The sequence below is a fragment of the Rhizobium sp. WSM409 genome, assembly GCF_057653825.1.
This window is the reverse complement of record NZ_CM172794.1, coordinates 3,418,301-3,440,251: the sequence shown is the minus strand read 5'-3', so window position 1 is coordinate 3,440,251 and position 21,951 is coordinate 3,418,301. Positions and strand designations below refer to the sequence as shown.

18 protein-coding genes are annotated in these 21,951 nt (G+C 62.6%); 8 read left to right on the top strand and 10 right to left on the bottom strand.

Annotation, left to right across the window (positions count from 1 at the left end):
- Nucleotides 1-4 precede the first annotated feature (4 nt).
- From AC25BC_RS17135 to AC25BC_RS17115, 5 genes are read left to right on the top strand one after another with little or no spacing between them, the layout of a single operon-like run.
- The gene (locus AC25BC_RS17135; RefSeq protein ID WP_128438268.1) at nt 5-1,591 is read left to right on the top strand and encodes an ABC transporter substrate-binding protein; all 1,587 of its coding nucleotides are present in this window, start codon (nt 5-7) and stop codon (nt 1,589-1,591) included.
- Nucleotides 1,592-2,674 carry an ABC transporter permease gene (locus AC25BC_RS17130; RefSeq protein WP_012758746.1) on the top strand — a complete coding sequence of 361 codons (1,083 nt, stop codon included), beginning with the start codon at nt 1,592-1,594 and terminating at the stop codon, nt 2,672-2,674.
- The gene (locus AC25BC_RS17125; protein WP_012758745.1) at nt 2,671-3,528 is read left to right on the top strand and encodes an ABC transporter permease; all 858 of its coding nucleotides are present in this window, start codon (nt 2,671-2,673) and stop codon (nt 3,526-3,528) included. The genes AC25BC_RS17130 and AC25BC_RS17125 overlap by 4 nt, the downstream gene beginning before the upstream one ends.
- Nucleotides 3,521-4,345 carry an ATP-binding cassette domain-containing protein gene (locus tag AC25BC_RS17120; protein WP_012758744.1) on the top strand — a complete coding sequence of 275 codons (825 nt, stop codon included), beginning with the start codon at nt 3,521-3,523 and terminating at the stop codon, nt 4,343-4,345. The genes AC25BC_RS17125 and AC25BC_RS17120 overlap by 8 nt, the downstream gene beginning before the upstream one ends.
- A complete protein-coding gene (locus tag AC25BC_RS17115; RefSeq protein WP_012758743.1) occupies nt 4,342-5,082 on the top strand; it encodes an ABC transporter ATP-binding protein in 741 nt (246 codons plus the stop codon). The genes AC25BC_RS17120 and AC25BC_RS17115 overlap by 4 nt, the downstream gene beginning before the upstream one ends.
- A gap of 3 nt (nt 5,083-5,085) precedes the next feature.
- On the opposite strand, the gene AC25BC_RS17110 is transcribed toward AC25BC_RS17115, so the two are convergent.
- The 8 genes from AC25BC_RS17110 to AC25BC_RS17075 all read right to left on the bottom strand — a co-directional run bounded on the left by AC25BC_RS17110 (nt 5,086) and on the right by AC25BC_RS17075 (nt 17,122).
- Nucleotides 5,086-7,185 carry a beta-galactosidase gene (locus AC25BC_RS17110; protein WP_012758742.1) on the bottom strand — a complete coding sequence of 700 codons (2,100 nt, stop codon included), beginning with the start codon at nt 7,183-7,185 and terminating at the stop codon, nt 5,086-5,088.
- Nucleotides 7,186-7,293: 108 nt separating this feature from the next.
- Nucleotides 7,294-8,169, bottom strand: a complete 876-nt coding sequence (locus tag AC25BC_RS17105) for a 2-hydroxy-3-oxopropionate reductase (RefSeq protein WP_012758741.1) — start codon at nt 8,167-8,169, stop codon at nt 7,294-7,296.
- Complete coding sequence (otnI, locus tag AC25BC_RS17100) at nt 8,166-8,960, bottom strand: 2-oxo-tetronate isomerase (RefSeq protein WP_012758740.1); 795 nt, start codon at nt 8,958-8,960, stop codon at nt 8,166-8,168. The genes AC25BC_RS17105 and otnI overlap by 4 nt, the downstream gene beginning before the upstream one ends.
- 10 nt (nt 8,961-8,970) lie before the next feature.
- The gene (locus AC25BC_RS17095; protein ID WP_128438267.1) at nt 8,971-10,698 is read right to left on the bottom strand and encodes an ABC transporter ATP-binding protein; all 1,728 of its coding nucleotides are present in this window, start codon (nt 10,696-10,698) and stop codon (nt 8,971-8,973) included.
- Nucleotides 10,699-10,708: 10 nt separating this feature from the next.
- Nucleotides 10,709-11,899 carry an ABC transporter permease gene (locus AC25BC_RS17090; RefSeq protein ID WP_012758738.1) on the bottom strand — a complete coding sequence of 397 codons (1,191 nt, stop codon included), beginning with the start codon at nt 11,897-11,899 and terminating at the stop codon, nt 10,709-10,711.
- A 10-nt stretch (nt 11,900-11,909) separates the two neighbouring features.
- Nucleotides 11,910-12,896, bottom strand: a complete 987-nt coding sequence (locus tag AC25BC_RS17085; protein WP_011653237.1) for an ABC transporter permease — start codon at nt 12,894-12,896, stop codon at nt 11,910-11,912.
- Nucleotides 12,897-13,000: 104 nt separating this feature from the next.
- Nucleotides 13,001-15,109, bottom strand: a complete 2,109-nt coding sequence (locus AC25BC_RS17080) for a family 10 glycosylhydrolase (protein WP_012758737.1) — start codon at nt 15,107-15,109, stop codon at nt 13,001-13,003.
- An 87-nt stretch (nt 15,110-15,196) separates the two neighbouring features.
- On the bottom strand, nt 15,197-17,122 hold the full coding sequence (locus AC25BC_RS17075) for an ABC transporter substrate-binding protein (protein ID WP_012758736.1): 1,926 nt from the start codon (nt 17,120-17,122) through the stop codon (nt 15,197-15,199).
- A gap of 180 nt (nt 17,123-17,302) precedes the next feature.
- Between AC25BC_RS17075 and AC25BC_RS17070 the strand changes: the two genes are divergently transcribed.
- The gene (locus AC25BC_RS17070) at nt 17,303-18,322 is read left to right on the top strand and encodes a LacI family DNA-binding transcriptional regulator (protein ID WP_012758735.1); all 1,020 of its coding nucleotides are present in this window, start codon (nt 17,303-17,305) and stop codon (nt 18,320-18,322) included.
- Here AC25BC_RS17070 and AC25BC_RS17065 read toward each other — a convergent pair.
- Nucleotides 18,319-19,089 carry a TIM barrel protein gene (locus AC25BC_RS17065; protein WP_012758734.1) on the bottom strand — a complete coding sequence of 257 codons (771 nt, stop codon included), beginning with the start codon at nt 19,087-19,089 and terminating at the stop codon, nt 18,319-18,321. The genes AC25BC_RS17070 and AC25BC_RS17065 overlap by 4 nt on opposite strands.
- A 142-nt stretch (nt 19,090-19,231) precedes the next feature.
- Between AC25BC_RS17065 and AC25BC_RS17060 the strand changes: the two genes are divergently transcribed.
- Together AC25BC_RS17060 and AC25BC_RS17055 are read left to right on the top strand one after the other, a co-directional pair.
- Nucleotides 19,232-20,020: an SDR family NAD(P)-dependent oxidoreductase gene (locus AC25BC_RS17060; protein ID WP_012758733.1), complete on the top strand. Its 789-nt coding sequence runs from the start codon at nt 19,232-19,234 to the stop codon at nt 20,018-20,020.
- A gap of 176 nt (nt 20,021-20,196) precedes the next feature.
- Complete coding sequence (locus AC25BC_RS17055) at nt 20,197-20,661, top strand: RrF2 family transcriptional regulator (RefSeq protein ID WP_012758732.1); 465 nt, start codon at nt 20,197-20,199, stop codon at nt 20,659-20,661.
- Here AC25BC_RS17055 and AC25BC_RS17050 read toward each other — a convergent pair whose 3' ends face one another.
- A complete protein-coding gene (locus AC25BC_RS17050) occupies nt 20,662-21,789 on the bottom strand; it encodes an acyl-CoA dehydrogenase (protein WP_012758731.1) in 1,128 nt (375 codons plus the stop codon). It lies immediately after the preceding gene.
- Between the last annotated feature and the right edge of the window lie 162 nt (nt 21,790-21,951).

Here is a 21,951-nt window from a genome sequence, read left to right as displayed (position 1 = left end):
CATCATGTCTATCATCACCAAGCGCTCGCGCCTGCTCGGGACCGTTTTCGGTCTTGCGCTGGTTTTAGGCGCAACCGCCACACAGGCCGAGACGCCGGCCAATGTTCTCGTCGTTGCGCAGTCGATCGACGACGCCGTCAGTTTCGACCCGGCCGAAGGATTCGAGCTCACCACCGTGCAGTCCTTCAACAATCTCTATCAGCGACTCGTCCAGTCGAACCGCGAGGATGGCACCAAGATCGAGCCGGCGCTCGCTGCTTCCTGGGAAGCGGGCAGCGATGGCAAGAGCCTGACCTTCGCGCTCACTGACGCCAAGTTTTCTTCCGGCAATCCGGTGCGTCCCGAAGACGTGGTCTTCTCGCTGACTCGCGCCGTGAAGCTCAACAAGTCGCCGGCCTTCATCCTCAACGAACTCGGCTGGACGGCCGACAATGTCGATACTGCCGTCACGAAGGTCGACGACACGCATGTGAAGCTCACCTGGAGCGCCGATGTCGGTTCGGGCTTCGCGCTGTCGCTGCTGACGGCGCCGATCGCTTCCGTCGTCGACGAGAAGACAGTCGCCGCGGAAGCCAAGGACAATGATTTCGGCAATGCCTGGCTGAAGGTCAATTCGGCCGGCAGCGGTGCCTATACGATCGCCACCTACACGCCGCACGAAGCGCTCGTGCTGCAGGCGAATGCGAATTCCTCCGACAAGCCGAAGCTCGAAAGCGTCATCATCCGCAATGTGCCCGATGTCGGCGCCCGCCGCCTGCTCGTCGAGCAAGGCGATGCCGATATCGCACGCGGCCTCTCGGCCGACCAGATCGATGCGTTGAAGGGCAAGAGCGGCATCAAGGTCCTCTCGGTCCCGTCTGCCCGCACCGATTATATCCTGCTCAACAGCAAGGCGAACGAGACGCTCGGCAAGCCGGCCTTCTGGGAAGCGGCGCGTTACCTCGTCGATTACGACGGCATTACCAAGAACCTGCTGCGTGGCCAGAGCAATGTGCACCAGGCCTTCCTGCCGGTCGGCTTCCCCGGCGCGCTGACGGACAATCCGTTCAAGCTCGACGTCGAGAAGGCGAAGAAGATCCTCGCCGACGCCGGCATCAAGACGCCGTTCAAGGTTGAATTCATCGTCTTCAACGACCAGCCGTTCCTGTCAATCGCGCAGTCGCTGCAGTCGACCTTCGCCCAGGCAGGCATCGATCTCGACATCCAGCCGGGTGTTGCGAGCGACATCTATGCCCGCGGCCGTTCCGGCAAGTTCGAGATGACGCTGCGCTACTGGATCCCGGATTATTTTGATCCGCATTCCAATGCCAGCGCCTTTGCGATCAACCGCGACAACTCCACCAACACGGCCGCCAAATATGCCGGCTGGGTGATCCCGGAGCTGACCGACGAGACGCTTGCCGCCGTTAAGGAGCAGGATGCCGCCAAGCGCGTTTCGCTCTATCAGGACCTGCAGAAGAAGATCCAGGCAAGCTCGCCCTTCGTTTTCATGCTTCAGGGCAATGACCAGGTCGTGCTAAGCGACAAGGTGAAGAACTACGCCCAGGGCCTGAACGCCGATCAGGTCTATTACGACAAGGTTGAGAAATAAGTGCCGCAGACGGCAACACCTTTGACTGCCGACACCAACGACTCCCGCCAGAGCAGACGCTGGCGGGAGTTGTCTTTCGTCCGGCCACTTCTCAAGTGGCTCTGGTCCTTTGCGCTGACTCTGTTCGGCCTGGCGCTCGTCACCTTCACCATGACGCGGCTGTCGCCGATCGATCCAGCGCTGCAGCTCGTCGGCGATCACGCGAGCCAGTCGACCTACGAGGCTGCGCGTGTCGAACTCGGGCTCGATCAGCCGCTGCCGGTGCAGTTCCTGCGTTATCTCGAAACGGCACTCTCCGGCAATTTCGGCCAGTCGATCTCGACAGGCCAGCCGGTGGCGAAAGATATCGCCCGCACCTTTCCGGCGACGATTGAGCTTGCGACCGCGGCGATCATCCTTGGTGCTGCCATCGGCCTTGCGCTCGGTATTGCGGCCGCCATGCGGCAGGGCACATGGGTGGATAGCGCTGCCCGCTTCGTGTCGCTGTTCGGTTATTCCGTGCCGATCTTCTGGCTCGGGCTGCTGATGCTTCTACTCTTCTATGCCCGCCTGCACTGGGCACCAGGGCCTGGCCGGGCGGACGTCGTCTTTCAGTACACGGTCAAGCCGATCTCCGGCTTTGCGCTGATCGATACATGGATGTCCGGCAAGACAGGTGCCTTCAGGGACGCGTTGGCGCATCTGGCGCTGCCGGCGATCGTGCTCGCCTTCCATGCGCTTGCCGCGATCTCGCGGCTGACGCGGGCGGCGATCCTCACCGAGCTCGGACAGGAATATGTGACGACGGCCCGTGCCAAGGGCGCCAGCCTTAGCCGTATTACCTTCATCCACATCATGCCCAATATAGCGGGTACGCTGCTGACCGTGATCGCGCTTTCCTATGCGAGCCTGCTCGAAGGCGCGGTGCTGACCGAGACCGTCTTTGCCTGGCCGGGCATCGGCCGTTACCTCACGACGGCGATGTTTGCCGGCGACATGCCAGCGATCCTCGGCGCCACACTCGTCGTCGGCGCGTCCTTCGTGCTGCTCAATGCGCTGACCGATCTCGGCGTCTCGCGCCTCGATGCGGGGAGGCGGCGATGAGCGTGATCGTGCATGCTCCGGTCGGCGGGCCGTCCTTCCTCAAGCGCATGCTGCGCTCACCCTCGGCGGCAGCCGGTCTTGTCGTCGTTGCCGTCATCCTGCTTGCCGCACTTCTTGCGCCAGTAATCGCCCCTTACGACCCCAACCTGCAGGAAACCGCCAACCGGTTGATGCCGCCGACCTCGGCGCATTGGTTCGGCACCGATGCCTTTGGCCGGGATATACTGTCGCGGCTGATCTATGGCGCGCGGCCGACCCTGCTGCTGGTGCTTGTCGTCGTTCTGCTGATGGCGCCGCTCGGCATCGTCGTCGGCATTCTCGCCGGTTTCTTCGGCGGGCTGACCGAACGCCTGTTGATGCGCGTCACCGATATCGTCATGTCCTTCCCGCGCCTGTTGCTCGCCTTTGCCTTCGTCGCCATCATGGGACCGGGCCTGATCAACGGCGCGCTGGCGCTGGCGCTGACAAGCTGGCCCGCCTATGCCCGGCAGGCCCGCGTCGAGACAGCGGCCCTGCGGCGCAGCGATTATCTTGCCGTCGCCGAAATGGTCGGTATCAAGGGTGTCCGGCTGCTCTGGGGGCATATCCTGCCGTTGGTGCTGCCATCCGCCATCATCCGGCTGGCGCTCGATCTCTCTGGCATCATCCTCGCTGCCGCCGGCCTCGGCTTTCTTGGCCTCGGCGTGCGTCCGCCAACGGCGGAATGGGGATCTATGGTTTCGGAAGGAACGCAGGTGATCTTCGATCAATGGTGGGTGGCGGCGGTGCCGGGTCTTGCAATCTTCATCACGTCATTCGCTTTCAACCTGCTTGCCGACGGGCTGCGCGATATCCTGGATCCACGCCATGACTGAGCCGCTTCTTTCCGTCGAGGATCTGACAATTTCCTTTCCCTCCGAGGCCGGCCTTCTCCGCGTCGTCGACGGCATCTCCTTTGCCATCGGCCGCGAGGTGGTGGCGCTCGTCGGCGAATCCGGTTCCGGCAAGTCGATGACCGGCCGCGCGATCATGGGCCTGCTGCCGCGCCAGGCGGATATCCGGGCAAGGCGGCTGGAGTTCGACGGGCAGGATCTCACAGCACTTTCGCCCTCCGGCTGGAACAGGCTGCGCGGCGCCGGCATCGGCCTCATCCTGCAGGATCCGAAATATTCGTTGAATCCGGCGCATCGGATCGGCCGGCAGGTCGAGGAGGCATTGCTGCTGCATGCCCGGCTCTCGGTTGGCGAGCGGCGCGACCGCGCTCTCGACATGCTTGACAAGGTCGGACTGCCCGATCCGAAGCGGGTCTATTCGAGTTATCCCGCAGCGCTTTCCGGCGGCATGGGGCAGCGTGCGATGATCGCCGCCATGCTGATCAACCGCCCGAAGCTTTTGATCGCCGACGAACCGACTTCGGCGCTCGATCGCGGGCTGCAGGACCAGATCCTGACGTTGCTGCGCTCGCTGACGGAAGAGCTCGGCATGGGGCTGCTGCTGATCAGCCACGATCTGCAGCAGGTTTCGCGTTATGCCGACCGGGTGATGGTGATGCGGCGGGGCAGGATCGAGGAGGAGATGGCATCCGCCGATCTCGCCAATGCGAAATCGGCCTATACCAGGGCGCTCTGGGCAGCACGGCCTTCGGCCGCCACCTACGGCACGCATCTGCCAGTCTATGGAGAAGAGCCATGACCGCGCTTTCCCTGGACAATCTTTCCGTCACTTTCCATGGCCATGGCCAGGGCGGCGGCAAAGGCTTCACCGCCGTTCGCGATGTGAGCTTCACAGTTGCATCAGGCGAGACCTTCGGGCTGATCGGCCCTTCCGGCTGCGGCAAGACGACGGTGTTGCGCGCCGTTGCCGGATTGAATATCGGCTGGCAGGGTGCCATCAGCGTGTTCGGCGAGCCGCTGCATCCGGGCCGGAAGATTACCGGCGCGCTGCGCGGCAATATCCAGATGGTGTTCCAGGATCCCTATTCCTCGCTGCATCCGCGCCATCGCATCTCGCGTATCCTGGGCGAGCCGTTGTCGCTGCGCGGCATTGCCGGCGTCGAGGAGGCGGTGCGTATCGCGCTCGATCAGGTCGGCCTCTCGGCTGCGATCGCCGGCCGCTACCCGCATCAGCTTTCCGGCGGCCAGCGCCAGCGTGTTGCCATCGCGCGGGCGCTGCTGCTGAAGCCGAAGCTGTTGTTGCTCGACGAGCCGACTTCGGCGCTGGACGTCTCGGTGCAGGCGGAAATTCTCAATCTGCTCAACGATCTGAAGGCTGCACATGGCATGACCTTCGTGCTGGTCAGCCACGACCCCGGCGTCGTCGCCCATATGTGCGACCGTGCCGTCACCATGCAGGCGGGCGGCATCGAAAGCCTGCTCGACCGCGCCGCGCTGTCTGGAAACGGCTGGGTCGAGCAGTCAAGCCTTCGCTGAGTTTCAGCCAAGCGGCAGGATCAGCACGTCGCGTGGCGGCACGACGATGCCGCCGTTACTGACATAGTCGATGGGCCAGGTCGCCTTGTCCTGCGCAAGTGCCCCCCGGGCGAGTGTCACTTCGGTCTTCTGCGCCGTTCTCGTCGGATTGACGAGCCAGAGGAAGCTGCCCTTTTCCCCCTCGTGGACGCGAGCGAAGAGGGCGGTGTTCGACAGCGTCACATGCCGCTTCTTTCCACTCCATCTCAGCAGTTCGGCAAAGAATGCGCCGTTCGCCTTTCCCTGTGTGCGGTAATAGGCAACGGAGGGATTGGTGCCGATCAGCAGCGTGCGGCCCTTGCCGTAGGTATATTCGACGACGGCAAGACGGCCGTCGGTGAAGTGGCCGCGTCCCGTTCCGCCGGTCAGCCGATAAGATTGCAGGAAGCCGCCACCGTCGACCGCCGCGCCGTCCAGATCGAAATGGATGCGGTCGCCGACATCGGGCATGAATTCGACTTCCTCCTCGCGCGCGCCGAAGATCTCGTCGAGGCCCATGTTCGGCTGGACGGTGCCGACCTGACCACGATCGCCGAAATAGCCGGGGCATGCTTCGGCAATCAGCGTGCCGCCGTTTTCGACCCAGGCTTTCAGGCTCTTTGCCTGTTCTGATGTGAACATGATCGGGTAGGGGAAATAGAGGAAATCATAGGCCGCGATGTCGTCGATATGCACCCAGTCCGGCTGCACGCCATTTTCGAGGAAGGCCCGATACGCCCCCCACATGGCTTCGGGATAGGGTTTCTCCTTGCGGTCGTGGTTCAGGAGGTAATCGAACTCCTGGGTTTCGCGAACGACAAGGATGCCGACTTCGCCGCGCACCGGCTTTGCCTCCCAGAGGGCACTTTGCGCCTTGTCGTTTGCCCATTTCGCCATGGCGCTTGCCATGTCGGAGCGCGGCGTGCGCGAGCCGTCCATGCCGTAGGAGCCGAAGGCGCCGAAGAGCGGACCGTCGAGCAGCGGGCGCCAGCGCAGATTGATCACGCCGCGGGCGCCGCCGGCAAGCGAGGTCATGCTCCAGAGACGGATGTCCTCGGGCTCGGCGACGCGGCCGTCTTCCTTGTCGCGGCCGATCACCTGCGGCTGCAGCCAGAGCGGCCCGCCCTGGCGTTCGGCATGCCAGAACGGTTTGCCGCGGGCGGCGGCACGGTTGATGTCGACGCCGTACCAGTTCTTCCAGGCTTCCGACCCCTTGCGGGCCTGGATCCAGGTGAAGCCGTAAACCTCGACCTTGGATGCGGCGAGCCAGTCGTCGCAGCCGTTGGCCGCCATGTTGGGAATTGCGCCGGATATGCCGTGGGCAACGATGGTGTTCTTCTGGTCGACGGCGCGGATGGTGTCGATGCGCCATTGCATCTGGTCGTAGAAATTGTCGCGCTTGAACTGCAGCCAATCGATGCATTCGGGGTAGGGCGCCATGTGCACCGGCGGCTCGATATCGTCCCATTCGGCAAAGCTGTAGCGGTACCAGGCTTTCGCCAGGATCTTCAGGCTGCCGTACTTCTTCTCCAGCCATTTGCGAAAGGCTGATTTGGCATAGGGGCTGTAGTCGACATCGGCGGAATAGTTGCACTCGTTCCAGACGTCATAGCCATAGATCGCCGGATGATCCTTGTAGCGGGTGGCGAGCGCGGTCAAGAACTTGCCGGCGGCTTCCTTCACTTCGGGGCAGTTCAGCGTCAGGGCGCCGGCGCCGCCACCATTGTTGGAGAAGCCGCCGGTCGCCGACGAGACGCCCATATAGGAACCGAGTTTGGTGCCGTCGGCATTGACCTGCAGCGCATGAGCATATTTGCGCACTGCCCAGTCCGGCACGGCATGGATCAATTCGGCGATGACGGTCTTGATGCCGTTTGCAGCGGCAAGGTCCATCTGACGGTCGTATTCCTCCCAATCGTAGACGCCGGGGGCGGTTTCGATCGCGCTCCACATGAACCAGTGGCGGAAGATGTTGAGGCCGTCCTGCCCGGCGGTGGCGTAGTCGCGTTCCCAATCTTCGCGGGGCGGGTTGGACTTGCGGAAATAGACGGCGCCGTAGGGCAGCTGGATATCTTTGTTGAGCATTTTCCTGTCCTTCTCTATCGATGACCGGACATGGCTTCGCCGTCCGGAAAGAAGGCTCCGGCAGTCGGCAATCGAAGATGTCGTCCGGTTGTTCTAAAAAGCGTTGATCTAGCGCGGCCCTCCGGCGAGGAGTTCCAGAGTGCGGATGAGGGCGGAATGGTCGCGTTCGCCGTCGCCATTGGCGATGGCGGCATTCATCAGCTGCTGCGTGGCGGCCGTGTTCGGCAGCGACAGATCGAGTGCGCGGGCGGCATCGACGGCAAGCGTCATGTCCTTGCGGTGCAAGCGGATGCGGAAGCCGGGCTCGAAGGTCTCCTTGACCATGCGCTCGCCATGCACTTCGAGGATGCGCGAGGAGGCAAAGCCGCCCATCAGCGCGGTGCGCACCTTGGCCGGATCGGCGCCGGCACGCTTGGCAAACAGCAGCGCTTCGGCAACCGCCTCGATCGTCAGACCGACGATGATCTGGTTGGCGACCTTCGCCGTCTGGCCGTCGCCGCTACCGCCGAGATGGGTGATGTTCTTACCCATCTTTTCGAAAAGCGGCTTGGCGCGCTCGAAAACCTGCTCCTTGCCGCCAACCATGATCGTCAGCGTGGCGGCCTTGGCGCCGACCTCACCGCCGGAAACCGGGGCATCGAGATAATCACAGCCGAGCGCCTCGATGCGTTTGGCGAAAGTCTTGGTGGCGACCGGCGAGATCGAGCTCATGTCGATAACCAGCTTGCCCTGGGAAAGGCCGGCGGCGACGCCGTCTTCGCCGAACAGAACCGCCTCGACATCTGGTGTATCCGGCAGCATCAGGATGACGATGTCGGAAGCGTGCGCCACCGCCCTGGCGCTTGTTGCGGCTTTGCAGCCCTTGTCGACAAGATGCTGCGAGGTTTCCTTCACGCGGCTCAGATGCAGCGTGTGGCCGGCGTCGATCAGGTGTTCCGCCATCGGGCGGCCCATGACGCCCAGTCCGATAAATCCGATGTTCATGCTGTCCTCGCTGACTTCAGATAGGGTTTCATCCAGCCGAGGCCTTCGCTGGTGCCGGATTTCGGCTTGTACTCGCAGCCCACCCAGCCGTCGTAGCCGAGGCGATCGAGCTCGGAGAGGATGAAACCGTAGTTGATCTCACCGGTGCCGGGTTCGCCCCGGCCGGGATTGTCAGCGATCTGGACATGGGCAATCTTCTCCTTCAGCCGGATGAAGGTGGGGATCAGGTCGCCCTGCATGATCTGCATGTGGTAGAAATCATACTGGATGTAGAGATTGTCCGAGCCGACCCGGTCGAGAATGCGTTCGGCATCAGCTGTGGTCGACAGGAAGAAGCCGGGAATATCGCGCAGGTTGATCGGCTCGACCAGCAGCTTGACGCCGACGTCGGCACAACGCTTTGCTGCATATTTCAGATTGTCGACCAGCACCGTTTCCAGCGTTTGAAGGTCTGCACCCTTCGGCACCAGCCCGGAGATGACATTCACCTGCCGGCAATCGAGCGCTGCGGCATAATCGAGCGCCTGCGCGATCCCGTTGCGGAACTCCTCTACGCGGTCCGGCAGGCAGGCGATGCCACGCTCGCCGCCGGCCCAGTCGCCTGATGGCACGTTGAAGAGCGCCTGTTTCAGGCCGCTCGCCTCCAGCGCCTCGGCGACCTTCTCCTTGGGTTCGGCATAGGGGCCGAGATATTCGAGGGCGCCGAAGCCGTCCTCTGCGGCTGCCGTGAAGCGGTCGAGAAAGGGCAGGTCCTGGTAGAGGAAGGAAAGGTTTGCGGAAAATTTCGGCACGGGATCGTCCTTAAATATTGGCAGGCGCGACGAAACGATGCCGGTGCAGCATGCGCTTGTCGCGAGGGTCGGGATTGGGAACGGCGGAGATGAGGCTCTTCGTATAGGCCTCTTTGGGAGCGGTGCAGATCTGTTCGGCCTCGCCGAGTTCGACGATTTTGCCGCGATGCATGACGGCGACGCGATCGCAGAAATAACGCACGACCGAAATGTCGTGCGAGATGAAGATAAAGCTCAGGTTCAACCGTTGACGAATATCGAGCAACAGGTCGAGGATCTGGCTGCGGATCGAGACGTCGAGTGCCGACGTTGCCTCGTCGGCGATGATGATGCGCGGATCGAGTGCAAGGGCGCGGGCGATGCCGATGCGCTGGCGCTGGCCGCCGGAGAAGGCATGCGGATAACGCTCCATGCCCATCGGATCGAGGCCGACCAGGCGCATCAGTTCGGCGACGCGGTCCTCCAGCGCCTTGCCCTTGGCCAGACCGTAGACAACAAGCGGATCGCCGATCACCTCCTTGACGGTCATGCGCGGATTGAGCGAGGCGAAAGGATCCTGGAAGACCAGGCGGACTTCGCGGTGGAAGGTGCGGAGTTCGCGCTTGGTGAGTTTCGTGACGTCGATCTCGCTACCGTCCTTGCCGCGATAGCGGATGCTGCCCGATGTCGGCTCGACGGTGCGCAGGATGAGCCGGCCGAGCGTCGTCTTGCCGGAGCCGCTTTCGCCGACGATGCCGAGGTTTTCGCCGGGATAAAGATCGAAGCTGGCGTCGTCGACGGCGCGCAGCGTATTGGCCTTGCCGTGCCAACCGTAGATCTTGCCAAGGTTGCGGACGGACAGGATCGGCTGCGGCGCATCCGGCGACAGCGCCACGGCCGGCAGCCGCCCTTCGACATGGTGGGTCAGCTTGACCGTCGAGGCCAGCAGTTGGCGGGTATAGGGATGCTCGGCGGCATGGTAAATCGCATCCACCGGTCCGTGCTCGACGATGCGGCCGAAGCGCATGACGGCAACATCATCGGCCACTTCTGCGACGATCCCCATGTCATGGGTGATGAGCAGCATGGCCATCCCGCGTTCGACCTGCAAGCGCTTGATCAGGTCAAGGATTTCGGCCTGAGTGGTGACGTCGAGCGCCGTCGTCGGTTCGTCGGCGATGAGAATGTCGGGATTGCCGGCAAGCGCCATGGCGATCATGGCGCGCTGGCGCATGCCGCCAGAGAATTCGAAGGTGTAGCGGTCGGCCATCTTGTCCGGGTTCGGGATCTCGACCTGGCGCAGCAGTTCGACGGTCCTTTCGCGGGCGGCACGATGATCGAGATTGCTGTGCAGGCGCACCGCCTCGATGATCTGCGAACCGATGGTGTGAACCGGCGACAGCGAGCTCATCGGCTCCTGGAAGATCAGGCCGATGCGGCGGCCGCGTATGGCGCGCATCGCCCGGTCGGACGGCTTCAGGGCGGCGATATCGATGACCCCGTTACCCCCGGTGACCTCGTCGCCATTGCTGAGCAGGATGCGGCCGGAAACGATGCTGCCGGGGCTGTCGACGATCTGCAGCAGTGAGCGGGCGGTGACGCTCTTGCCGGAGCCGCTTTCGCCGACGAGGCAGAGCGTCTGGCCACGCTTCAGCTCGAAGCTGACATTTTCGACGGCGTGCAGGATGTGGGTGCGCAGCCTGAAATCGATCGAGAGGTTTTCGACGGAGAGAACGACGTCGTCTGAAAGATCGGTCATGGTTTCCTCCTCAATTGTCGTAAGGGTCGGCGGCATCGCGCAGGCCGTCGCCGAAGAAATTGAAGGACAGGACGGCGACGACGACTGCGAGCGACGGCCAGATCAGGAGCCACGGCGCGGTTGCGACGGTGCGGATGTTCTGGGCGTCCTGCAGCAGCACGCCCCAGCTAACGACCGGCGGCTTGAGACCGATGCCGAGGAAGGACAGCGAGGTCTCGGCGACAATCATCGTCGGCACGGCCAGCGTCACGACCGCAAGGATATGGCTCGTCAGCGACGGCAGGATGTGGCGGAAGATCAGCCGCGCTTCGCTCGATCCGTCGAGCCGGGCGGCGACGACGAAATCCTCGCTGCGCAGTGCCAGGAACCGGCCGCGCACCTCCCGCGCCAGGCTGGTCCAGCCGAGCAGCGAGACGATGATCGTTATGACGAAATAGACATTGACCGGCGACCATGTCAGCGGGATCGCCGCCGCCAGGCCGAGCCACAGCGGGATGGTCGGCATGGCGCTGACGACCTCGATGACACGCTGGATCAGCGTATCGACCCAGCCGCCGTAGAAGCCGGAGATCGAGCCGAGCACGACACCGAGGATCAGCGACATGGCGACGCCGACGAGGCCGATCGACATGGATACGCGGGTTCCGTAGACGAGCCGCGAGAAGACGTCGCGACCGAGCCGGTCGGCGCCGAGCAGGTACATCGGATCGTTCTGGTTGAGGGGGCCGATCAGGTGGCGGTTCATCGGGATCAGGCCCCAGAGATCGTAGGCCGCGCCTTTGACGAAGAAGCCGATCGGGACGACCTTGGTGTCGTCGACGACGAAGGTGCGGCGCAGCGCCACCTTGTCGATCTCGACCTTGTAGCCCTTCACGTGGAAATTGAACTCCGAGCTGCCGTCCGGTTTCTCGACGAAGAAGCTGAAGCCCTGCGGCGGGGCATAGGTATATTGCGGCCGCGAGGTCATCGGCAAAGCCGGCGCCAGGAATTCGGCGAAGAGGCCGACCAGATAGAGGAAGAGGATGATGGCGCCGGCCACCATCGCCACCTTCTGGCGAACCAGTTTGCCGGCGACCAGCCGCCAGGGGCCGATCGCGGCGGTCGAGACGGTCTTGCCCTGTTTCAGCGGGCTGATCGAGGGACCATCGGCAACGGTGTGAAGCGGACCAGCATGGGCTCCGAAGGTTTCGTGCGTGCTCATCGCATTCCCCTCAATTGAATCGGATGCGCGGATCGAGCAGCGCCAGCAGCAGATCCGACAGCAGCATGCCGACAAGGGTCAGCGCGCTCAAAAGCAGGATGAAACTGCCGGCGAGATACATGTCCTGCGAGATCAGCGCGCGGAAAAGCAGCGGACCTGCGGTCGGAAGATTCAACACGATGGCGGTGATGGTCACGCCGGAGACGAGATGCGGCAGCACCCAGCCGATCGCCGAGACGAAGGGATTGAGCGCGATTCTGACCGGATATTTGAGGATCACCTTGTATTCCGGCAGTCCCTTGGCGCGGGCGGTGACGACATAGGGCTTGTGCAGCTCGTCGGTCAGGTTGGCGCGCAGGATGCGGATCATCGCTGCCGTTCCGGATGCGCCGATGATGATGATCGGGATCCAGAGATGGGCGAGGAAATCGCCGACCTTGGCGAGGCTCCAGGGCGCCTCGGCATACTCAGGCGAGATCAGCCCGCCGACGCTCTGGCCGAGATATTTATAGGCGACGTACATCAGCGTCAGCGCCAGGATGAAGTTCGGCACGGCAAGGCCGATGAAGCCGAGAAAGGTGAAAACGTGATCGCCGATGGAGTGGCGGCGGACGGCCGAATAGATGCCGATCGGCAAAGCCACGATCCAGACGAAGAGCAGGCTCAAGAGCGAGATCACCAGCGTCGAGCCCATGCGCGCCCAGATCAGCCCGGAGACGGGCTGGCCCCACTCGAAGGAGTAGCCGAAGTCGCCGCGGCTGACGATGCCCCAGATCCATTTCAGATATTGGACATAGAAGGGGTCGTCGAAGCCGTAGATTTCCTTCAGCCGCTCGATCTGCGCGGGATCGACGGTCTGGCCGCTGTCGCTCATGGTGGCGATCATCGAGGTCAGATAGTCACCCGGCGGCAGCTGGATGATCAGGAACGAGATCAGCGACATGCCAAACAAGGTCGGGATCATGTAGAGCACGCGCTTGAAGATATAGCCAAGCATCGAAACGTTTCTCCTCCCGTCGGGAACGCTGTGACGCGCTTCCCCCGGATCTTCACCCGCCTTCGGCCCTCCAGGCCGAAAGCGCTCCTCCGTCGCATGTCATCTCATTTCCAGGTGAGATGCAGGACCTCAAGCCGATCGATACCTGGCACCTCCACCTCGGCGCGGCCATTCCCGAGGCTGAAGCTTGCGGCGCGGTCGGCAACAACGAGCCACGCCTTCGCCACCGATCGGCCCTCCGGAATCTCCACCGAAACGGTCTGCGCTGCCAGAGGGTAATTGTCGCGGATCGGGCCTTTCATCATCATCGGATTGGTGAGATTGAAGAGGCTGAGCGCCAGACCCTCACCGTTTTCGCGCAGCGCCAGATCGACGACGCCCTTGCCTTTGACGGTGACGCGCGGCGTCTTGCCGAGCGCCCAATGGACGGTGTTGGCGATGAGCCGCGCATGATCGACGGCAAAGACCTCCCAGAAGATCTCGCCGATATTCCAGGGAATATAGACCGTGCGGCCACCCTTGCCGGTCTCACGAGCGATGACGGCAGCGCCTTTCGGGGCCTCGCGCGGATAGACCTCTTCCATCGGCAGGTCGGGAAAATCGGGGATATAGAGGAAGGGCGTCTTCGCATCGGCCGACGGTTCGGCGTGGATCAGGCGGGTGCCGCCCATGATGCGTTCGGCGCCGTCGAAACCCCGATTGATCGGGTGATTGCCGGAAAGGGCGACATAGGTGTTTTTGACGATGCCGCGCGGGCCGGAAACGTATCTGGCGCCGAGCACGTCGGCCAGACCGAATTCGTCACGCTTCTTGCCAAATTCGTCACGCAGCGACGTCTCGTAAGAGGCAATCACGCTGCCGCCGCGATCGACATATGCGCGGATCGCCGCGTTCTGCGCATCCGAAAGGCAGGAGGCGTTGGCGAGAATGATCAGCTTGAAGCGGTCGAGGGTTTCCTCGGTCAGCACCTGGTCCGAGAGCAGCTCGAAGGGCAGTCGGGCTTCGACGAGGGCGTGATAGAGACCGAGATCGTGCTTCTCGGCGGAATGCCGCTCTTCCGGCGCCCAATGGCGCAGCGTCGTCGAGGGATCGACGACAGCGATTTCGGCGGTCGGCTTCATGCTTTCCAGAACGGGCTCGACGGCTGCCTGCAGGCCGAATGCGTCGGCCACCGGCTCGACCCAGCGTTTGTCGGGCACGACACCGTTGAATTTGGTGAACCAGGCGTAGAGGCCGTGGGCAGTGCCGTCGTTGATCCAAAGCTGCATCTCCTCACCCGAGGTGACGGCATCCTTCCAGCGATATTCCTCCTCCGGGCCGATCGAGGTGATCAGCACAACCGGGCGGTCGGGGAAGGTGGCGCGGATGCGCTTGCCGTTACGGCCAGCCGACCAGCCGAGCTCCAGGCCCTTGCGGCCCTGATGGTCGACGACGAGGAAGGGGCAGTGCCTGGCGATGACCGAGAGGTCGAATTCCATCAGCGACGCGCCGCCCATGTTCGGAATGAAGCTCGCATGCGGGCGGATCGCTTTGACGGCATCGTCCCATTGCGCGATCATGTCGGTGAGCACGCGGCGGCGCCATTGCACCCAAGCCTGCCAGGCCGGATCCTCGGCATCGGGTTTTACAGGCAGGGCGTGGCCGGACATATCCTTGAAGCGGCGGGCGCTGTCTTCGCTATAATCGACGCCGTGGCCCTGCCAGCGATTGGCGAAGACCGCATCGATATCGTATTTGCGGACGATCTCCTTGACCACCTCAGGCATGAAGACGCTGTTGTAGTCGCCATAGGCATTGGTCACCCAGACATCGGGATAGGCCCAGTGGCGGCGTGGCGTGCCGTCGGCATTGATCATCACCCATTCCGGATGGGCTTTGGCGGCATCATCATGGATCGCATGCGGGTCGACGCGGGCCATGACATGCATGTCGAGCTTGCGGGCGGCGTCGACGAGCGCGCCGAAGATATCCTTGTCGCCGAGATATTTGCTCACATAGTGGTAGGGCACTTCGCTCGGATAATAGGCGATATAGCCGCCTGCGCTGAGGCAGACCGCGTTCGATTTCGTGCGTTTGAAGACATCGATCCAGAATGCCGGGTCGTATTTCTCCGGGTCGTCTTCCACGAAGGTCAGCTGGGTCCAGCGGGTCGCGGTCTTGAACCAGTCCGGCGTCCTCAGCGTGTGGGTGTTCTGTTTTCTGGCGTCGAGCATCGTCTTCATCCAATCATTGGCAAAAGAAGGCCCCCGGCGCCGACCGGCTCGTCGGGCGCCTGGTATGGCTCATGAAGTTGAAGGCCATCAGGCCTTGTAGAACTGCTCCGGCATGGTCGGAGCGGGCGTCGGCCAGCCGAAAGAGTTCGGCATGATCTTCGTGACGTTTTTCATGTTGTTCTTGACGACGCCGTATCCGTCCGGCGGCAGCGAGATGCCGAAGACATAGAAATTGTCGGCGGCGCCTTGCAGGATCTGCTTCATGACCTCGCGCTGGCCTGATGCGTCGGAGGTCGCCTTCAGCTTGTCGTAGAGCGCAAGCTGGTTCTTCGTGCTTTCCGGCGGTTCCTCAGCATTGGCATTGGCGCGGTCGCGATACCAGAGCTGCCAAGCGGGGGCATACATGGCGTTGGCATCGGTCGGCACGTAATAGCGCGGGTCGAGCATGGCGGCGACGCCGCCGTTTGCGCCGAACTGGTGGGCAGTCGCATCGAAATCACGGCCCTGACGGACGCGGGTTTCCCAGAGCGAACGGTCCATCGAGCGCATCTGTGCATCGATGCCGACCGCCTGGAACATCGGGATCACCAGCTGGAAGAGATCGAGGAAGACGGCGCGCGCCTGGTCGATCTCGAAGATGATCGTCAGGCGGCGGCCCTTTTCGTCGAGGCGGAAGTTCTGGTCGTCGCGCTTCGACACGATCTGGTCGAGCATGGCATTCGCCTTGTCGACGTCATAGGCCGTGAACTGCGTGGCGAGCTGCTCGTTGTAAAGCGGATCCTCCTTCTTGATCGACGGCTGGGCGGGCGCCCCCTGACCAACGAGCACGGCATCGATCAGCGACTGCCGGTCGAGTGCTGTCGAGAGTGCCGCACGGAAATCCTTGTTCCGGAAGAGCTTCCGCTTGGTCTCGTCATTGTGGTTCAGGTTGAAGATGAAATTCATCACATTGGCTTCGGTCGAGGTCAGTGTGTAGAAATCATAGCCGCCCTGCTCACGCGCATCGTAGAGAACCGACTTGTTGTTCGGTGTGGCGATATACTGGTCCATCAGGTCGACTTCGCCCTGCATGGCCTTCAGCAATAGAACCTGCGGGTCGGCGACCATCTGGTAGACGATACGGTCCATATAGGGCAGCTGGTTGCCCTCGGTGTCGACTTTCCAATAGTAGGGATTGCGCTCGGCAACGGCGCGTTCGGTGTTTTCGCCGGGCGCTATCGTGAACATCCAGGCATGCACGCAGGGCTTCTTCGAGGAGTTGAGGAAGAAGGCGTTGTCGTCCTGGAAACCGGCGGCCGCCTGGAAGGAGGCGATCCAGCTTTCAAAGCCGCGTTGCTTGGCGAGTTCATCGGCCTTCGGATTGTGGTCGATGTGGAACTGCTCCAGATAATGCTTCGGCGTGCGCGTCGTCTGGTCATTGTTCGCCCAGGCGACCTGCAGCGGGAACAGGCCGTTCGGCTTGTCGAAGATGACCTTGAAGGTCTGTTCGTCGACGATCTCCAGCTTGGCCGGCTTGCCGCCAGACTTCCAATGATCCTGACCGACGAAGGCGACGCGCTTGTCGGTGAAAACGGTGTCGTACCAGAACTTGATGTCGGCGGTGGTGTAGGGATGGCCGTCCGACCATTTCATGCCCTTGCGCAGGCGGATCGTATAGACCTTGGAGTCGGCATCGCCCTCGAAGGACTCGGCGACGTTCAACGTCACGCCAGACCAGTCGGGCGTATAGCGCAGCAGCGGCTCGTAGGCCTGGTAGCGGAACAGCATCGACAGCGACCCGCCGCCGACCAGCGCCATGTTCCAGTCGCCGCCGTATTTGCCGACGCTTTCGACTGGTTTGACGACGAGCGGATTTTCAGGAAGCCGGTCCTTCAGACCCGGCAGGGCGCCGCTCGACACCTTCGTTTTCAGAATATCCGCTTCCTTGAAGTCAGCGGCGAAAACCGGCAGGGCCGGCAATATCAGGGCGGCCGACGTCCCGGCCAGAAACGCACGTCGTTTCAGCTTGATCATAGGGGATCTCCTCCAAAAACCGTGCCCTTATTCATTATTTTGCTATTGGGCTTGGGATGAGAGAAAGATTACATTTGGATATTGTTAGGTAAAGCGTTATGTTTTCGTTAGTGCGAAAATTTGCTTTTGGGATGCGGTTGATATAGCCAGCGTCCCATCAACCGAATGTAGGGGTGCCAGGTGGGAAGCAGAGGCCGGGTTACATTGCAGACCATCGCAAGGGAGGTCGGCCTGTCGAAATATGCAGTGTCGCGCTCGCTTGCCGGCAAGAGCGGCGTCAGCGAGGAAACGCGCGCGCTGATCCGCGAGACAGCGCAACGCCTCGGCTATACCAGGCCGTCCGGGCAGGGTGCTGGAGGCGAGGTCGCGGTTGTCTTTCACGATCTCGATGCCGTTAACAGTGAGCTCTACATGCAGGTGCAGAACGGCGTGCAGCGCGAGGCTCATCGGCTTGGCATGACGCTGCGCGTACGCTGGACCCATGATTCCAGCCAGTTGGAGGAGCTGGCGCGCGCTTGCGACGGGCTGATGCTCGTCGGTCCGCATGCCCGTGAGGCAGTGGCGGCGGCGAGTGCCACCGGCGTTCCGATCGTGCGTTTCGGCTGGGTGGATGCACTCGAACAGATCGACCATGTCGGCGGCACCGACCATGAGGCGGGGCAGGCGGTGGTGGAATATCTGGTCGGGCTCGGCCATCGGTCCATTGTTTACGTCTATGGCATGCCGGGCCTGCGGGGACGCCAAGAGCGGCACTACGGCGCCCGCGAAGTCGCCGAACGTTATCCTGACGTTGCGCTTCATGTTATGCAGTTCGACGAAGAGAATGGCTTCAGAGCGGCCTTCCGAGCGCTCGTGGAAAAAGGCATCCAGCCGACGGCTTTTTTCTGCGCCCATGACGGGCTGGCACTGACCGTGGTTTCCGAGTTGCTCGGTCAGGGATACCGCATTCCCGACGATATTTCGGTCGTCGGGTTCGGCGACTACTCGCCCGCAACGCAGATCTCGCCGGCGCTGACGACGGTGAGGATGGAGGGGCAGGAATGCGGGGCGGTCGGGCTGCGGCTCTTGCTCGAGCGCATCGAGAATCCACGCCTGCCCGGAATGCCGGCGCGGCGCATCATGATTGCCTCCCGCATTATCGAGCGCCGCTCGGCCGGACCCTGCAAGGCGGCGGCGAGCGTCGATGCCGCCGAGGTTTAACCGCCGAGCGAAGCAATCGCAGCCTTGACTGCGTCCGCGCCGGACTTGGTCGGCCGGTATTCCAGACCGACGGCGCCGTCGTAACCGTTGGCAAAGATCCAGCCGAGGCGTCGGGCAAGGTCGATATCGCCGGAGCCCGGTTCGTTGCGGCCGGGGTGATCGGCGACATGGACGTGGATGATACGGTCGAGACGGCCGTTCAGTACCTCCTCGGTGCGCTCGTCCATCACGGCGGAATGGTAGATGTCGTAGACGATACCGATCTCGGGGCGAGCGACGTCATCGATGATGTCGAGACCTTCGCGGGTCGAATCGAGGAAATAGCCGACATGGTCGATGCGGATGTTGAGCGGCTCGACGCCGAGGCGGACACCGCTGCCTTTGAGGATATCGGCGCCGGCTCTCAGCGTTTCGGTGAGTGCCCTGCGCTGTTCTTCGCGGGTCAAGCCTGGGAGATCGTCGCCCGCCTGGGCAATCAGCACTGGCGCGCCGAGACGCTTCGCGACACTGACGGATTCGGCAAGGCCTTTCAGCCAGGCCTGCCGATTGGCGGCGTCGGTCAGCGCGATCATCGGTTCGGCGACGAGGCTGGAGACGGCAAGGCCGGTTTCCTTCAGCGCCGCCTCGATCGCATCGAGATCCTTGTCGCTCCAGCGCCAGAATTCGATCGCCGTCAGGCCGGCCGCATGGGCGCGGCGGATGCGATCGGGAAAGCTGTCGCCCTCTTCGGCAAACAGCCACTCTATGCAGGCTGAATAACGTCGCATGAAAACTCCTCCCATCCTGTTGATGCAGGCATGCGACAGATTGGAGCCTGCCGCAAGAGGAGTTCAGGCGCTTGACGCCCGGGTTCATTGGCGGAACACTCGGCAATCAGGCCGGAATCTCCGGCCGTTTGCGGAGGAAGACATGGATCTCGGATTGAAGGGAAAGATTGCCGTCATAACAGGTGCGTCGGTCGGCATCGGGCTGGCAATCGCCGAGGGGCTGGCGGCTGAGGGCGCCGACCTCGTGCTGGCAGCGCGCGGCGGTGAGCGGCTCGTGGCGGAAGCCGCCCGTATCGCCGAGACGTACGGCGTCAGCGCCACCGCTGTCGCGGCCGATGTGGCGACGGTTGCGGGAACCGAGGCGATCATTACGGCGGCGGCCGAAAAAGGCGGCGCCGATATCCTCATCAACAATGCCGGCACCGGCTCGAACGAGACGGTGATGGAGGCGCCCGACCAGAAGTGGCAGGACTATTGGGACTTGCATGTGATGGCCGCCGTGCGGCTGGCGCGCGGCATCGCGCCGCAGATGAAGCAACGCGGCGGCGGTGTGATCCTGCACAATGCCTCGATCTGCGCCGTTCAGCCGCTCTGGTACGAGCCGATCTACAATGTCAGCAAGTCGGCGCTGATGATGTTTTCGAAGACGCTCTCGACCGAGCTCATCAAGGACAATATCCGCGTCAACTGCGTCAATGCCGGTCTGATCCTGACGCCCGACTGGATCAAGACCGCCAAACAATTGACGGCCGAGACCGGCGGCAACTGGGAAGGCTACCTGCAGAGCGTCGCCAACGAGCACGCCGCCTCCAAACGCTTCGGCACACCGGAAGAGCTGGCAAACGTCTTCGTCTTCCTGAGTTCGGAGCGCGCGAGCTATTGCATCGGCTCGACCTATTTCGTCGATGGCGGCATGCTGAAGACGATCTGACCGAGGCTGCAGGCAGAGCGCGCGGCGGCCGGTCTTTCTCAAGGCTGCCGGGCGTTTCTGTGGACGTTGCCGATACAAGCTATAAATAATAGCTATTTTGTTGTATGTTCACGCTTTTGACGCTATTTGCCTGCTATTGGCAGGATAAATACTGCAATTTCTACAGGGCGACGACGATGCTGACGAAAAAGGGAAAATACGGGCTGAAGGCGCTGGTCGACCTGGCACGGCTGGCGCCGGGCGAGACTGCCTTCATCAATGACATCGCGGCCCGCAACAATATCCCGAAGAAGTTTCTCGATACGATCCTGCTGGAACTGCGCAATGTCGGCATCCTGCGTTCGAAGAAGGGACCGGGCGGCGGTTATTCGCTGTCGCGGCCGGCAACCGAAATTCGCATCGGCCATGTCATCCGCACGCTCGACGGACCCTTAGCGCCGATCCGCTGCGCCAGCCGTACGGCTTACGAGGCCTGCGACGACTGTGCCGATCCGGAAACCTGTCAGGTGCGGCGCTCGATGACCGATGTTCGGGACGCGATCGCCGCCATTCTCGACAATATGACCCTCGAGCAGTTCGTCGCCGATGGCGGCAGCATCGACGGCGCGAGGGAAGAATTCCCGATCTCCGCCGCCAGCTGATTAGGCGCCGCCGACCTTCGACATATATTCGCCTGCGGTATGCACCAGCTTTTCCCGCGGCAGCGATAGCGCGTGAATGCGGGCGTTGCGCCAATGGCGGTCGAGATTGAGGCCGATGCCGGCCGATGTTTCCCCTGCAAGTTCGAATAGCGCGTTTGCGGTGTCGAGTGCCGTTTCCCCGGCAAGGATCGCGGCCGCGGAGGCGGAAAAATGCGCGTCCACCATCGCGGCCTCCACAGGATTGACCTGGGCAATGTCGAGTTTGCGGCCAGCACGTTCCAAGGTTGCCGCCGCCATTTCGATACGGATGGCGCGTTCGCCGATCCCGGGGAGGACGCTGGTGCTGCGATCGCCAATTGCGATCATCAGGTCGCTCCATGCGGCCCGCGCGATGCCCAGGCTGACGCCGGCCTTGAGCAGCAGGCCGAGCGAGATGGCGGTCGAATGTCCGGACGAGGGGGCAGGGGCAATCGCATCGGCATTGACATGAAGCGTGCCGACGATCGCCGTCGCCGAGCCATTGGTGCGCTGGCCGAAGCCGTCCCAATCGTCGACCACCTGCACGCCTTCCTCAGCGCCTGCGAGGTAGAGCGTCACCGGGCGGCTGGGCGGAGCGGTGGCGGCAGCGGCGATCCAGTCAGCGAAGAGAATGCCAGGTCCCTGCCGCGTGCGCCCGCTCAGGCGGTAGCCCGGACCTTCGGCGGTCAGTTCGGCCCCGTCGATGAAGGCGGCGCCCGCGAAGCGGTCACCGAGCAGCGCGCGGGCAAACAGCGATGCCTTCAAATCCTCGGCAGCCTGAGTGCGGAGCGTTTCCAGCGCAGAAAAATGACTTTCCAGCGCCTCGCCGATCGATGCATCGCCCTCGGCGATGATCGCAACGATTTCGGCGAGCAGGGCGTTCGACACGTCGAGCCCTTCATGGTCTGGCGGAACAGCGATTGCCGTCAGCCCCGATACCGACAGCGCGTCCAGCTCGGCAAAGGGCAGGATGCGGTTGATATCACGCTCGCTCGCCTGATGCCGGAATGCAGCGGCGAGGTCGCGGGCCGTGGATATCACCTCCTCTTCGCTTTCGATGCGATGCGCGGGAGGCCTCAGGCTCTGATGAAACTGCGATACCGTTCCCATTGGCCACTCTTTTTCGACAGATACAGGAGTGAGGGATTGCCCCTCAAATGATAAGGCCGGTTTTTCTACAAAACCAGAATGGTTTGGATTTTCTTACCAGCTTGATTGCCTTGTCCTTTACTCTACTTACGGTGACGTGGGGCTTCCTTGATCGAGAAATAT